The following is a 14246-nucleotide window of genomic DNA, read 5'->3' as shown; positions in this document are numbered from 1 at the left end:
TTTTGAGAAACGATTACACAAAAGCATATTTTTTAATATTTTATAATCGTGAGGACAGTTTTTAAAACGGTCTGGTTTTAAAAAATGAGACAAATTTTTTAAGCTATTGCGATGAAATAAAAACAGATTTTTTGAGAAAATCTGTAGAAAGAGATAAAGTATTATATTTAACAAACGGTTTTAATAAATGTCAGCAACGATTAGAGTTGACTGTTTCTTCAGGAGATGTTTAGTGAAACCAATAAAGACGAATATTTGACAAAATAATATACAGGCTGTAACAACGTGTAAATTTAAGCACGGGCAGCGTTGTAAATCCAACGCCCTACCCCGCTCCAACAGCGGCGTACCACGACAGGAAAGATGCCCGCAATCCGCGCCTAAACTTACACTCGTACGTTGGGGTTAATATAAAAGAACATGAGTACATTAGATAAAATTAAAACTTTAGACAAAAAGTTTTCTTGGTCTTTTTTCGGGTTTCTAATCGGAATCTTGGGTTTTGGATATGCAATCTATATTGACCAATTTAAAGAGGTTAAACCCAATATCACTTTTGATATTCTTTCAAAGACTCAAGTTTTAGACTTAAAAGAAAACCTAAATGAATTGAAAATCATTTACGATGGAGAGGACTTGAAAGAGAAGGATGAAAATCTAATTCTTATAACACTAAAAATCTTAAATAACGGAGATAAGGATATAAAGGAAGATGATTTTGTAAGCCAAGTTCCTTTTGGCTTTGTTGTAAATAATGGGAAAATCGCAGAAACTCCACAGATTCTTGAGACATCAAATGACTTTTTGAAAAATTACTTAAAAGTCTCATATGATAGCACTAACACCGTTTTCTTAAACAAAACTCAGATTGACCAAAATCAATTTTTTACGATTAAAATACTTACTATATGCAAAAACTCTGAAGTTCCAGACATAAAGCCTGTTGGCAAAATATCTGGAATGGTAAACGAATTTGCTGTTCGGAATATATTTAAAGACGAATTAGAGAGCGAGGATTCATTTTTTGAAAGATTAAATAATGATAATTTCGGCATACATGTAGCACGGTTTTTCTACTATATTATTTGCATGGCTTTGTTCTCACTCTTGATTGGAATTCCAAGTTCTAAATTATCTGACTTTTTTGACAACAAGAAAAAGAAGAAACTAATTCAGAAATTTAGAAATAAGACGAAAATAAAATTGTCGGATAAAGTTGACTTAATTTTTGAATTGTATAAAGATTATGGAGAACGAAGTATAAAGTGGCTTGACAATACAATTAGTAATGATAAAAAATTGATAAAACATGTAAACTATATTAAAACCAAAGAATCCAGAGGAACAGATGACGAATTAATAGATGATTATGAAAGAGAAGAACTGATTGAAAATCAAATGCTACATGAAAGAAGGTACATAACATCAAGTTTCTCAAGAATTATTGAACGGCTAATTGACAAAGAGATTATTACAAAAGAAAATGAGGTGATAAAAGTTGATGAAGTTTTTAAAGAAGAGCTTAAAGAGTTTAAATATTTTATCGACCTGCAATAAATACTAACCCCAACACTTTGTATAAGTAATGGCAGGCGATGTGGTAAATATCAAGGTTTGTAGCCCGCTCAAACTGCGTAACGGTTTGACAGGAAAGTCCACGCAATCTGCCACTACTCATACAATTTACCGTTAGCAACAAGGTTAACAAAAAACATCAATGATGAGAATGACAATGAAAAATATTACTTGACAACCAAAACAAAGACAAAGAATCCTTTAATGAAAAGGCACTGCAAACTTGAAGGAATTTATTTTTCCCTCCCCGCTTTTGCCCTATCGGGCAATTGAAATTTGGGACAGCATTTCAAATAAGCAGCCTTCGCACATTGCAGCACATTTGCAAGCCCCACGAGCCAACGCTCAAAACCAGAGCTTGCAAAAGAGCTTCAATTTTACCTTCGCACCCGTGCTAAATTGCTACTTTTGAGCAATCAAGAAATGAACGAAATAATGAAAAAAGATTTTGACAACAAACTTCAATCCCGGAATATCAAACCAACCGCCATGCGCCAGTTGGTTTTGCAGGTGTTGACCGACCAAAAAACAGCCATAAGCTTACCGGAACTGGAAAACAAATTTGAAAAAGCAGACAAGACCACATTATACCGTACACTAAAAACATTTGAGGAAAACAAACTTATCCACAGCATCGATGACGGAACAGGTTCAGTAAAATATGCTTTGTGCCGGGAAGCCTGTAAATGCCACCCCGAAGACCTTCATGTTCATTTTTTATGTGCCGTTTGTGGACAGACTTATTGCCTCAATGACATACCCATTCCAAATATTAATTTACCGGCAAAATTTCAGCTCGAAAGCGTGAATATGGTTGTGAAAGGAGTTTGTTCCAATTGCGACAAATAAACTCTGCAACCCGGTTGCATCAACTTTTTTATACCTTTGCCGTTGTATAATTGATTAATTTCTAGAAATCGGTGAATTTAAAAGGACAACATACAGGAAGCTTTTTTACCTTTTTGGCCGGGCTGATTATTTTGGCTCATACTGTTGTGCCGCACCATCACCATTCTGAGATTACGCACTCATCAAAAGAGGAATCAGCCTGTGAAACTCCTGCTCAGGGGCAAAATCCGGAAAAAACAGATTCCCATTGCCATGCATTTAATGTACTGGTGTCGGAAAAGACAAGCACTACATCATTAAATCAATTATCCGACCATTTCAATTTCTTCCCGGCTGGAATTATTGTTCAAAGTGAAATTCCGCCTGTAAAAGACATTACCACAACTATCTTTGGCAATCATGCCATTTTCATAAAACAATTTTTCTATACCGCTCACTCACTCCGGGCGCCTCCTGCAATTGCTTAACTTTTGTTTGAATTAACAGACCGGTAAAACAGCCGGCCTATATGTTTACTTAATCTTTTCGCTATGAAAAAGAAGAAGTTAAGCAAGTTACAATTGCGGGAAAAACAAAAAATCGAAGACAAAAAGTTTAATCGAAATCTGATTATCAGTTTTAGTTTACTGATAGTCGCAACAGTTTCTGTTCTGACTTTCTACACCTATGGCTGCGATACCAGGTTTCTGTATCACAAATGGGCTTGGTATGGTAAGGAAATTCCCGGTGAATGGGCTTGTATGAATGGCAATAATTTAACGATGCATAAATCTTCAAAAGTCGCTTATAATAAAAAGGCATACTATTTCTGTAGCCAGGAATGTTTCAATCACCTAACAAAACACTTTGCAGAAGTTGCGATGGTTCCCGATGCTTTTTCAGGCGATTCAATCAACAAAGCCGATGCCTTAATCGGGTTAAAAGAAAAAGGAAGACCTGAATTGGCTTACTTTAAAAATCAGCAAACATTTAAAAAGTATTATGAGTAGGATAAATAGAGTTTTAACAAATAAAATCAATAAGAAATGATAAACAGAATCATATCTTTTTCAATAAAGAACAAAGCCCTCATTGGTTTAATGACCATAGGACTTATCATCGGGGGCATCTGGTCGATGACCAAAGTGCCATTGGATGCAGTCCCCGACATTACCAATAACCAGGTGCAGGTAATTACCACCGCACCCAATTTGGGAACCGAAGACATAGAGCAGTTTGTAACCTATCAGGTGGAACTTTCGGTGGCTAACTTGCCGGGGGTTACCGAAATCCGCTCTGTTTCACGGTTTGGATTGTCGGTGGTTACCATCGTTTTCGAAGACGATATGGGGACATACCTTCCACGACAGTTGGTGAGTGAGGCATTGGCCGAAATTAAAGAGAACATCCCTGAAGGATTTGCCGAGCCGTTTATGGCTCCCATTAGTACCGGATTGGGTGAGATTTACCAGTACACCCTCGAAGTACAACCCGGCTATGATACCATTTACGATGACATGGAACTGCGCACCATGCAGGAATGGATTGTAAAACGCCAGATGGCAATGGTTCCGGGCGTAGTTGAAGTAAACTCCTTTGGTGGACGTGGCAAACAATACGAAATCTCCATAAACCCCGATAAACTTCGCAGCATGAACCTCACCATTGCCGACATTTTCGAGGCTTTGGAAGATAATAATCAGAATACGGGAGGGGCTTACATTGAGAAAAATTTTCAAGCCAACTTTATCCGTGGCGAAGGTTTGATGCGTTCGCTCGATGACATCCGCAATACCCCGGTTGCCAATGTAAAAGGGCAACCTGTTTTTATACGTGATGTGGCTGAAGTAAAATACGGCAGTTTTGTTCGCTATGGGGCATTCACCAAAAATGGTAAAGGCGAAGCCATGGGGGGTATTGTAATGATGCTTAAAGGCGAAAACTCCAACGATGTTATCAAGGATGTGAAGGAACGTATGGCGTTAATCCAAAAATCGTTGCCGGAAGGTGTGAAAATTGAATCTTTCCTCGACCGCAGTAAACTTATTAAAAGTACCACCTCTACCGTAGCCGAAAACCTTTCACTTGGGGCTCTCATTGTAATTTTTGTCCTTGTCATCTTTTTGGGCAATTTACGGGGCGGTTTGTTGGTAGCCTCTACCATACCGCTTGCACTGCTTTTTTCATTTATCATGATGAAAGTGTTTGGCGTTTGGGCAAACTTGATGAGCCTCGGGGCTATCGACTTCGGGATTCTTGTCGACGGGGCGGTAATCATCGTTGAAAGCATGATTTTTTACCTACACCGGAATGAATTTATCGGAAAAAAACTGGGGCTGCCCCGGCGAAACGAAATAGCCTATAATTCAGCCAGTAAAATGATGAACTCAGCGTTTTTTGGGCAGCTGATTATCCTTATAGTCTTTATCCCTGTACTGGCATTGCAGGGTGTGGAAGGAAAAATGTTTATACCCATGGCCATGACCTTTGGTTTTGCCGTGTTGGGTGTTATGGTGCTATGTCTTACTTACATCCCTATGATGGCAGCACTTTTCCTGAAACCTCCGAAAACAGATAAAAAAACATGGGGAGAGAAATTTATTACGAAGCTTGAAAACCTGTATGAACCGGTAATTGCCTGGGCTTTACGCAAAGGTAAGCTTGTATTGGGAATTGCCTTGGTGCTCTTAATTTCCGGAGGATTCCTTTTCTCACGTATGGGAGCCGAATTTATCCCTCAGTTGGACGAAGGCGATTTTGCTTTTCAGGCTTTCCTGAAGCCCGGAACATCGCTATCTGAGGTAGAAAAAGCCTCTACCCGTATCGAACAAATAGTATTGGAAAATTTTCCGGACGAGATAGCATCCATACAAAGCCGTATTGGGGTGGCAGATTTGCCTACCGACCCCATGCCGATTGATATTGCCGATATATTTGTCATACTTACACCAGAGGATGAATGGACAAAGGTTGAATCAAAACAGGAACTGATTGATAAGGTAAAAGAAAAGGTAAGTGTTTTGCCAGGTATAAACTATGAGTTTACCCAGCCAATCGAGATGCGATTCAACGAACTTCTAACCGGAATTCGTGAAGATGTGGCTATTAAATTATACGGTGATGACCTGAATATGCTAGCCGACAAAGCCGAAGAAATTTCCGGCTTAATTGCAGGGATTGAAGGAATTGAAGGCATCAAAGCCGAAGCAACCCGTGGGCTGCCTCAAATTACGGTAAAATACAATCGTACCAAACTGGGGCAGTACGGGTTAAAAATAAAAGACCTGAATACTGTGGTAGAGACTGCATTTAGCGGTGGCGTTGCCGGGGTTATCTATGAAGGTGAACGCATGTTTGACCTTGTGGTTCGACTTGATGAAGCACACCGACAGAGTATTGACGACCTTCGGAATTTATTTGTAAATACTCCCGATGGAAACCAGGTTCCCTTAAAAGAAGTAGCTGAAATCAGTTACCAACCCGGCCCGATGCAAATAAGCCGCGACAATACCAACAGGCGTACTTATGTAGGTATTAACGTGGAAGGCAGGGACATTAAATCGCTGGTAGAAGAAATTCAACAGACGCTCGATGAAAAATTGGAACTGCCTTCGGGTTATTACATTCGCTACGGTGGTGCTTTTGAAAATCTCGAACGGGCATCAAAGCGTCTTACTCTGGTTGTGCCGCTTGCGTTGGCATTGATATTTATGCTTGTTTTCTTTGCCATAAAATCGTTTAAACAAACCCTGATGATTTATGTGGCCATTCCTTTTGCAGCAGTGGGGGGTATTTTTTCGCTTTACCTGCGCGATATGCCTTTCAGTATTTCGGCAGGGGTCGGCTTTATTGTACTATTTGGTGTGGCAGTATTGAACGGGCTGGTTTTGATAAGCGGTTTTAACGAGTTGAAAGAAGAAGGCAAACTCAGCCTTGGCGAAATTATTAAACAGGGTTCCCTTCGCCGGATACGTCCTATATTCCTGACTGCATCAACCGATATACTGGGTTTCCTGCCTATGGCTATTTCCACATCGGCAGGGGCAGAAGTGCAACGCCCACTTGCCACCGTGGTTATTGGCGGTATGTTAACATCTACACTTCTGACACTGGTTGTGCTGCCCGTATTGTACAAAATGGTTGAATCGGGAAAAACCAAACTGAAAGTACCTAAACTCAATACCACGATAATAACCGTCCTGCTCATCATTGGCGGTCTTGGTGTTTCAGGAAGCTTAAAAGCACAGGAAAATTCAGTTACCCTCGAGCAGGCAATTGAACGGGCAAAAGAAAACTACCCTTCGTTAAAAGCAGCTTCGCTCGATGTGGAGAAACAAAAAGCCCTGAAAGCTACAGCTTTCGATTTGGGCAATACGTCCATCTACACCGGTAAAGAAGAAACAGGCAACGGGGCGGTGGGTATTCAAAACAAAATTGGGATAACGCAATCGGAAATTGACCTGTTTGGCATACCTGCCAAAAGTAAACTGAATGAGTCACGCACCGACCTTGCCGTTTCAAGACTTGAACTGACAGAAAATGAACTGGTAAGAAACGTGAGCCTTGCGTGGTACAGGTCACTGGTTGCAAAAAAGCAAACAGAATTGTATAAACAGCTCGATAGTATTTATGCCAATTTCCTGAAAGCTGCCGAATTGCGGTTTAAAACACAGCAAACATCGAAAATGGAGTATCTTTCTGCCTCGGCGAAGTATAAAGAGTTAATGGTGAATATGAAACGGGCTGAGATTGAATACCTGGCTTCGCTGCAAATTCTGAACCAGTACCTGATGTACCCTGGCGGTGTAGAAATTACCGATGTCGGACAAGAGTGGGATAAATCGATTCATGCTGCCTTTTCAGGTGATTCGTTAAACAATGTTCCTTTATTGAATTATTACAGGCAGCAGCTTGATGTATCCGAAGCAGAGTGGAAAGCCGAAAAAGCAAATTTTTTACCTAAACTCGGTTTGGGTTACTCCCGGCAATCGGTCGATGGTACTTCGGGTTTTTATGGTTGGGAAGCAGGTGTTTCCGTTCCTTTACTGTTCTTTTCCCAGTCGGGAAAAACAAAAGCCGCCCATATAAATTACCAGATTACCGGACAGGAATACAAGCAAAGGGAATTGGAGCTGAATGCCTCTTACAAGGAACTTTTAAACCGTTACAGGGTAATGAGCGAAGTGCTGGAATATTATAAAAGCGAAGCCCTGCCGCTTGCTGCCGAGCAAATTGAAGCAGCCAACCTGGGTTATCGCCTGGGAAGCCTCAGTTATATTGAATTTATCCAGAATACAGAATCAGCCATAAAAACCAGGCAGGAATATTTATCCCGGCTGTCGGATTTCTTCGAAATTAAAGAACAATTGGAATACATAACAGGTCAATAATTATAAAAACAGATAATAATGAAAACGAAAATATTTTTAGCACTTCTTGCAGTAGTAATGCTCATGTCGTGCAACAGCAACAAAAAAGAAAACAGTGAAGCCGGGGAACATGCGGAGCATGAAGGCCCCGAAGGTGTGGTAATGCTGAACGAACTTCAGCGTGAAGCCTTAAATCTGCAATTGGGTAATTTTCAAATGCGAAACCTTACCACACTGGTAAAAACAAACGGACAACTTGAAGTACCACCTGCTGCAAGTGCTGATGTTACGGCTATTATTGGTGGCAATGTGAAAGAAATAAAGGTTTTTCACGGCGATAAAGTAAATAAAGGCCAGGTGTTGGCCATACTGGAGCATCCGGATTACATTGTCCTTCAGGAAGAATTTGCCGAAACAGCCAACAAACTCGAATTTCTTGAACAGGAATATGCCCGTCAGAAAGAACTTTTCGAGAACAACGTGGGTGCAGGTAAAGACTTCCAACAGGTCAAATCGGAATACAACACCGCCAAAGCACGTTACGAAGGTTTAAAATCAAGGCTTCAACTGCTCAATCTTTCGCCCGATAAAGTAAAAGAAGGAAGCATTTCAAACACCATTTCCATACTTTCACCCATCAACGGCTTTGTTAATGATGTGAATATTAAGGTGGGAACCTATGTTGATGCCAAAGACCAGCTTCTTAGCATTACCGATAACAGGGAAATACACGCCGACTTTATGGTGTATGAAAATGATGTACACCTTATAGAAAACGGGCAAAAAGTTGATTTTACCGTTTCCAATCGTCCGGGCGAAGAACTGAGTGCAACCATTTTTGCCATCGGCAAAGAGTTTGAACCCAACACCAGGGCAGTACACATCCATGCACGACTCGATAAAAATCCGGGCAACCTGATTCCGGGCATGTATGTTTCGGGGCATATCCATACCGATGAAAATACCACCCGCACCCTTCCTAACAATGCGGTGGTTGCCGAAGGAACTAAATCCTATATCTTTATTTTGGATGAATCGGTTGAAGCAGAAGAACACGAGGGACATGAACATGAAGCAGTAGCAGAAAACGAAGAAAGACACGACCATGAGGCTGAGGAAAACCATGAGGAACATGAGGGCGAAGCGGGACACGAGGAAGAAAATGGTGGTCATGTAATGGCTTTCCGCATGGTAGAAGTAATAACCGGAAAGCAAGACGATGGCTACACCGAAATAAAGTTGCTCAATCCCTTAGCTGATGATACTCAAATTGTAATGAACGCAGCATACTATCTGCTGGCCGATATGAAAAAAGAGGAAACAGAACACGAACATTAAAAACCAGGATTATGAAACGAACTTAAATTTTCAGCATTCTAAATTCAAAAACAAGAATGATTAAAATTTATGTGAGTTCCTGAATGGATTCAAATTTTTTAAACATTTAGAAATTAAAAAATTTTAAACAGATGAAAGAAATAAAAGCATTTATACGCCCCAATAAAGTGAATGATATTGTTCACCATTTAAAAGATGCAGGTTTTGAGAACATGACCATTTCATCGGCAGAGGGAACGGGAAAATTGCAGGATGAAGCCGCATTTGTTTCCCAAAAATTTTCAATTACCGACAGCGAGGTGGCCAAACTTGAACTTGTTGTCAATAAAAACGATGTGGACAAAGTAGTACATATTATTTCGGAGCAGGGCAAAACCTTAAATCCCGGCGATGGTATTATTTATGTTTCGGATGTAAACCAAATTTACCGGGTGAAAGATGGTTTGAAAAATGGAAATTAATTAGATAAATAGCCGTGGCGGCTTCCGGGTTGCCACGGTTTTTTATAATTTTAGTGCAATGCAAAAATCACATTACCATATTTCAAAAATGGACTGCCCCTCGGAGGAGAACCTAATCCGCATGAAGCTGGATGGTTTTGACGGCATCCGTCAATTGGAATTTGATATTGAAAATCGTAAGCTTTCCGTCATTCATTCGGGCGGAAACGAAGAAATCACAAAACAACTGGAAAGCCTGAAGCTGGGTGCAAATCTGTTACAAACTGAGAAGATTGAAGAGTTTGAAATGAAAACAGAGAGTAATTCAGACCAGACCAAATTACTATGGACAGTATTGCTCATTAATTTCAGTTTTTTTGTTATTGAAATCACAACCGGTTTTATTTCACGTTCTATGGGGCTGGTTGCCGATTCGCTTGACATGCTTGCCGATGCTGCTGTTTATGGCTTGAGTTTGTGGGCTGTGGGGACAGCGGTTACCCGTAAAAAGAAAGTAGCAACATTAAGCGGGTATTTTCAACTGGCGTTGGCAGGTGTTGGTATGTTAGAAGTAATCCGAAGGTTTATCGGGGCAGAAGAAACGCCTGATTTCAGGATGATGATTGGAATTTCGATATTGGCACTTATAGCCAATTCCGTTTGCCTGTACCTGCTTCAAAAATCAAAAAGCAATGAAGCACACATGAAAGCCAGCATGATTTTCACCTCAAACGATGTGATTATTAATATAGGTGTTATCGTTGCCGGAGTTTTGGTATTGCTGACGCAATCGAAATACCCCGACTTGATTATCGGAGCAATCGTCTTTTTGATTGTGGTAAGGGGGGCTTTCAGGATTTTAAAACTAGGAAAATAGATTTTTATGAAAGTAGTATATTCCGTATTCCTTTTTGTTGTAGCCGGACTTTGCGAAATTGGCGGTGGTTACTTGGTTTGGCTCTGGCTAAGGGAGCAAAAACCCTGGTGGTTTGGGGCAATCGGCGGTATTATCTTGTTTTTATATGGTGTGATTGCTACACTCCAATCCGCCAATTTCGGGCGGGTTTATGCTGCTTACGGTGGTATATTTATTATTATGGCCATATTGTGGGGTTGGAAAGTTGATGGCTTTGTCCCCGACAGGTACGATATAATTGGAGGAATCGTGGCGCTTATCGGGATGGGAATCATCATGTACGCACCAAGAAATTAAATCAGTAAAATTATGGCACATTCACACGGACATTCACATGCAACAAACAAAAGTTACGGAAAAGCCTTTGCCCTGGGCATTGGATTAAATGTAATCTTTATTGCCGTTGAAATCATTTATGGTTTAATTGCCAACTCATCTGCTCTGCTCGCTGATGCAGGACATAATGCAAGCGATGTGCTCGGCCTTGTTTTTGCATGGACGGCCATGTGGCTTGCATCCATCAAACCAAGGGGCAAATACACCTACGGGCTTCGAAAAACAACCATCCTTGTTTCTATTTTAAATGCCCTTCTGCTGTTTGGTGCAGTAGCAGTTATCGGCTGGGATGCCATTGGTAAATTTAAAAACCCTGAACCTGTGGCTGGCAGTCAGGTTATGATTGTTGCAGCCATTGGTGTAGTTATCAACACCCTAACTACCTTACTCTTTATGAAAGGACAGAAAGACGACCTGAACATAAAAGGCGCATTTCTGCACATGGCAGCCGATGCCGGTGTGTCGCTGGGTGTTGTTGTGGCAGGTTTGTTAATCAACCTCACCGGAAAACAATGGATTGACCCGGTTACAAGTTTCCTTATCATAGCGGTTATCGTTTGGGGAACTTGGCGTTTGTTTACCGATTCAGTCGATTTAGCCTTAGATGCCGTACCCAAACATATTAACCTTGAAAAAGTCAGGGAATTTCTGCTGGCACAAAAAGGAGTGGAAAACATTCACGACCTGCACATTTGGGCAATGAGTACTACAAAGGTGGCATTGACAGCACACCTGATAATACCTGAAGGCATTAATGACAATTTTATAGGCGATTTACAACATGAACTCGAACACGAGTTTGGTATCAACCATACCACGCTTCAAATCGAAAATAAAAGTATAGAAGAAGATTGTGAAATAGATTGCTAAATCTGTCTTATGGAAATAAAATATAAATCAACAATCACTTGTCCCGACTGCGGATACCAAAAAGAAGAAACAATGCCTGAGGATTCCTGTCAGTTCTTTTATGAATGTGAAAATTGCAAAACCATACTAAAACCAAGGCAGGGAGATTGTTGCGTGTTTTGTTCGTATGGTTCGGTTAAGTGCCCTTCGATACAAAAGAATGAAAGTTGTTGCTGATTTTTTTAACAAAATGGAAATGCAACGTGTTCTGGCAAAAGTATTTTCGTTATATTTAACATTTCGTTTTATAAACGCTTTTACAAATAGGAATAAAGCAAATGTTAGTTTGGAAAACACAATTGAATAAGGGAAAATCAGATTTGTAAGCAAGGAAAGCTTAAAAGTGAGAATGTAAAACTCAAATGCAAATCGGAAAGTTAACGATGTTAGTGGGGAAAAAGCAATTGTAAATCCGGAAAACATAATTGTAAAAAGGAATTTCGTAATTGTAAAATAATAAAAACCCAAATCAAAAAATTATGGCATCACGTACAAAACTTACCGACACAGAAACATTGGAATTATACCGTGTAGCATTGGAAAATGCAGAGTCTCAACCTGAAATTGCTACTATCATGGCAGACCTGGGCTACGATTCAGAAAAAATCGCCGAAGGCAAAGCGTTATTAACAGAAACAAGGACTGCTTATGATGCGAATAAAACTGAGGACGATGAAACCTCTGCTGCATATGCAGATTTTTCGAGTAAAAAAGAACAAATTGAGAATACCTACAATATTCACAGAAAAAAAGCAAAGGTTGTATTTCGTAACGATTCATTAACTGCCGACAAGTTGGCAATTACCGGAATAATGCCCCGGACTTATATAAAATGGCTCGAAGCTGCAAAGAAATTTTACAGCGTGGCATCAACCGATACTGAAATTCAGAGTAAACTTGCTCGTTTAAAAATATCCGCTGAAGACTTGACAACAGCAAACACGTTGATTTCTGAATTAGAAGCAGCAAGAGCAGTTTACCTAAAAGAAAAAGGAGAATCGCAAGACGCAACCAAAGCAAAAGATTCAGCCTTTGCAAAGATAGATGACTGGATGAGTGAATTCTATGCAGTTGCTCGGATTGGATTAGAAGATAATCCACAGCTATTAGAAGCATTAGGCAAAGTAGTTAAATAATAACAGGAAAGCCCACCCTATTTGTAAGCACATTGGCAAGTCGCACAAGCTCCCCTCTGCCAAAACTTGCCAATAAGCTTACAAATTGCCCACGCATTTAGCCCTTAATGGGCTATCAGGATTGCCAAACGCACAAATAAATTGGTGCTCCGTATCGAGCAGACAAAAAGGGTCGAAACGGACGATACTGCAAAACATGAAAAGACATCACATTGATGGAACACTAAACCCAGTTGCTAACAATCTGTATATGTCATAGCCGGTTTTGTGGGTAATTGTAGGTTCATCTCCCGCTTCTACTTCATCTCGGTTTGACAGGAAAGAAGCCCGCAGTCGGCTACGCCACATACAGTTAACCGTTAGCGGTAATTGCGAAAAAACAAAGATGAATGTATTAGAATCCATAAAACAATTTTATAAAACTCGGAATGCTTCTGAGCAATATTGCATTGACATCTTATCTGACATTTTCGAGAAAATTGATTCAAAAAAATTGCTGACAGGAGAAAATCATTCTCATGTTTCAAATGGTTCAATATTAGAAATTGTACTTCAACACAATTCAGACTCTGACAGAATAGTTGTTTTTCTATTTCAGGACTTATTTATTGAAATACAATTCAATTCTTTCGTTCGGACTTATTACTTTTCCGACTTAATCAATAACAACGAGATAAGAGAAATATTTATAGAATTAATATCCAAAATTCTTAGTGGGGACTTTAAAACAATTGAGTATTATTTAAAAGATACTTTGACAAAGTATTCTTACAACTGGGTCAATGAATATCTACCAGAAAAAACTCATTATTTAAAAGCTTTTGGGAAAATTAGAGAAAAATTCACTGGTCAAGAAGAATATAAAATTGTAGAGAAAAAAGCTGAATCATTTTTAATAGATGACAAACAATAAACAACATACCGCTAACACTTAGCCTCTAATCAAGCGTTGCTTGCATACGCTTGGCATTGGAGGCTTTGTTGAACTAAACACTGCCCCTGGCTTAACCGACTGTTAATTAACTATTTTCGAATAGTGTTTTCAATCGGTTTTTTGTTTCCATTTCGGAAGGCGTTTGGGGTGGTGCTGTTGGACTTTCAAGCCCGGTTTTGGCTGCAAAACCGACTATGCCGGCCAAATAGCTTCTGCTTTGACCCTGTTTTCGGCAGCAAGGGGCTCCTCTGGGCAGGCGGTTTTGGCGACCGGACATAGCTTTCCCATTTACGCTCCGGGGCGTATTTCGAAAAGATCCACAAAACACCGTCATTGGCCCATTCCGGCCAATGGATTTACAGGCGGCGCCCGCTTTCCGGGATAAGTTTCCAGCAGCAGTAGTTCGCCGCCACAATCCTTACACTTCAGCACCGAGCGCTCTCCAAAGCGCAGCTCCAGGATCTG

The 14246-nt window shown here is 40.2% G+C and carries 13 protein-coding genes; all 13 read left to right on the top strand.

Annotation, left to right across the window (positions count from 1 at the left end; genetic code table 11):
- The first annotated feature begins 420 nt into the window (after window positions 1-420).
- The 13 genes from C8N47_RS17465 (at window position 421) to C8N47_RS17400 (ending at window position 13760) form a co-directional block, all read left to right on the top strand.
- Entirely contained in the window at window positions 421-1557 is a 1137-nt protein-coding gene (locus C8N47_RS17465; RefSeq protein ID WP_107823865.1) for a hypothetical protein, read from the top strand.
- Window positions 1558-2010: 453 nt separating this feature from the next.
- A complete protein-coding gene (locus C8N47_RS17455) occupies window positions 2011-2424 on the top strand; it encodes a Fur family transcriptional regulator (protein ID WP_107823879.1) in 414 nt (137 codons plus the stop codon).
- A 71-nt stretch (window positions 2425-2495) separates the two neighbouring features.
- Entirely contained in the window at window positions 2496-2891 is a 396-nt protein-coding gene (locus C8N47_RS17450; RefSeq protein ID WP_107823863.1) for a hypothetical protein, read from the top strand.
- 63 nt (window positions 2892-2954) lie between these two features.
- Window positions 2955-3413, top strand: a complete 459-nt coding sequence (locus C8N47_RS17445; protein WP_107823862.1) for a hypothetical protein — start codon at window positions 2955-2957, stop codon at window positions 3411-3413.
- A gap of 36 nt (window positions 3414-3449) precedes the next feature.
- A complete protein-coding gene (locus C8N47_RS17440; protein ID WP_107823861.1) occupies window positions 3450-7793 on the top strand; it encodes a CusA/CzcA family heavy metal efflux RND transporter in 4344 nt (1447 codons plus the stop codon).
- Between the two features lie 18 nt (window positions 7794-7811).
- Entirely contained in the window at window positions 7812-9110 is a 1299-nt protein-coding gene (locus C8N47_RS17435) for an efflux RND transporter periplasmic adaptor subunit (RefSeq protein ID WP_107823860.1), read from the top strand.
- 131 nt (window positions 9111-9241) lie between these two features.
- Window positions 9242-9571 (top strand): P-II family nitrogen regulator, encoded by a 330-nt coding sequence (locus C8N47_RS17430; protein WP_107823859.1) that lies wholly within the window; start codon window positions 9242-9244, stop codon window positions 9569-9571.
- A 121-nt stretch (window positions 9572-9692) separates the two neighbouring features.
- A complete protein-coding gene (locus tag C8N47_RS17425) occupies window positions 9693-10427 on the top strand; it encodes a cation efflux transmembrane domain-containing protein (protein ID WP_425436638.1) in 735 nt (244 codons plus the stop codon).
- A gap of 6 nt (window positions 10428-10433) precedes the next feature.
- Window positions 10434-10763, top strand: a complete 330-nt coding sequence (locus tag C8N47_RS17420) for a YnfA family protein (protein WP_107823857.1) — start codon at window positions 10434-10436, stop codon at window positions 10761-10763.
- Between the two features lie 12 nt (window positions 10764-10775).
- Window positions 10776-11672, top strand: a complete 897-nt coding sequence (locus tag C8N47_RS17415; RefSeq protein WP_107823856.1) for a cation diffusion facilitator family transporter — start codon at window positions 10776-10778, stop codon at window positions 11670-11672.
- A gap of 9 nt (window positions 11673-11681) precedes the next feature.
- Window positions 11682-11888: a GDCCVxC domain-containing (seleno)protein gene (locus C8N47_RS19025; RefSeq protein ID WP_107823855.1), complete on the top strand. Its 207-nt coding sequence runs from the start codon at window positions 11682-11684 to the stop codon at window positions 11886-11888.
- Between the two features lie 302 nt (window positions 11889-12190).
- Window positions 12191-12847: a PQLLE family protein gene (locus C8N47_RS17405; protein ID WP_107823854.1), complete on the top strand. Its 657-nt coding sequence runs from the start codon at window positions 12191-12193 to the stop codon at window positions 12845-12847.
- Between the two features lie 385 nt (window positions 12848-13232).
- A complete protein-coding gene (locus C8N47_RS17400) occupies window positions 13233-13760 on the top strand; it encodes a hypothetical protein (RefSeq protein ID WP_107823853.1) in 528 nt (175 codons plus the stop codon).
- Window positions 13761-14246 lie beyond the last annotated feature (486 nt).

It is taken from the genome of Mangrovibacterium marinum, assembly GCF_003046625.1.
GTDB classification, from domain to species: domain Bacteria; phylum Bacteroidota; class Bacteroidia; order Bacteroidales; family Prolixibacteraceae; genus Mangrovibacterium; species Mangrovibacterium marinum.
The sequence above is the reverse complement of the archived record's forward strand: the minus strand, read 5'-3'. Positions and strand labels throughout refer to the sequence as shown.

What these genes read in the sequence shown, in the direction of transcription:
- C8N47_RS17465 (WP_107823865.1), top strand. Translation starts at nt 421, where the DNA reads ATGAGTACATTAGATAAAATTAAAACTTTAGACAAAAAGTTTTCTTGG.
- C8N47_RS17455 (WP_107823879.1), top strand. Translation starts at nt 2,011, where the DNA reads ATGAAAAAAGATTTTGACAACAAACTTCAATCCCGGAATATCAAACCA.
- C8N47_RS17445 (WP_107823862.1), top strand. Translation starts at nt 2,955, where the DNA reads ATGAAAAAGAAGAAGTTAAGCAAGTTACAATTGCGGGAAAAACAAAAA.
- C8N47_RS17440 (WP_107823861.1), top strand. Translation starts at nt 3,450, where the DNA reads ATGATAAACAGAATCATATCTTTTTCAATAAAGAACAAAGCCCTCATT.
- C8N47_RS17435 (WP_107823860.1), top strand. Translation starts at nt 7,812, where the DNA reads ATGAAAACGAAAATATTTTTAGCACTTCTTGCAGTAGTAATGCTCATG.
- C8N47_RS17430 (WP_107823859.1), top strand. Translation starts at nt 9,242, where the DNA reads ATGAAAGAAATAAAAGCATTTATACGCCCCAATAAAGTGAATGATATT.
- C8N47_RS17425 (WP_425436638.1), top strand. Translation starts at nt 9,693, where the DNA reads ATGAAGCTGGATGGTTTTGACGGCATCCGTCAATTGGAATTTGATATT.
- C8N47_RS17420 (WP_107823857.1), top strand. Translation starts at nt 10,434, where the DNA reads ATGAAAGTAGTATATTCCGTATTCCTTTTTGTTGTAGCCGGACTTTGC.
- C8N47_RS17415 (WP_107823856.1), top strand. Translation starts at nt 10,776, where the DNA reads ATGGCACATTCACACGGACATTCACATGCAACAAACAAAAGTTACGGA.
- C8N47_RS19025 (WP_107823855.1), top strand. Translation starts at nt 11,682, where the DNA reads ATGGAAATAAAATATAAATCAACAATCACTTGTCCCGACTGCGGATAC.
- C8N47_RS17405 (WP_107823854.1), top strand. Translation starts at nt 12,191, where the DNA reads ATGGCATCACGTACAAAACTTACCGACACAGAAACATTGGAATTATAC.
- C8N47_RS17400 (WP_107823853.1), top strand. Translation starts at nt 13,233, where the DNA reads ATGAATGTATTAGAATCCATAAAACAATTTTATAAAACTCGGAATGCT.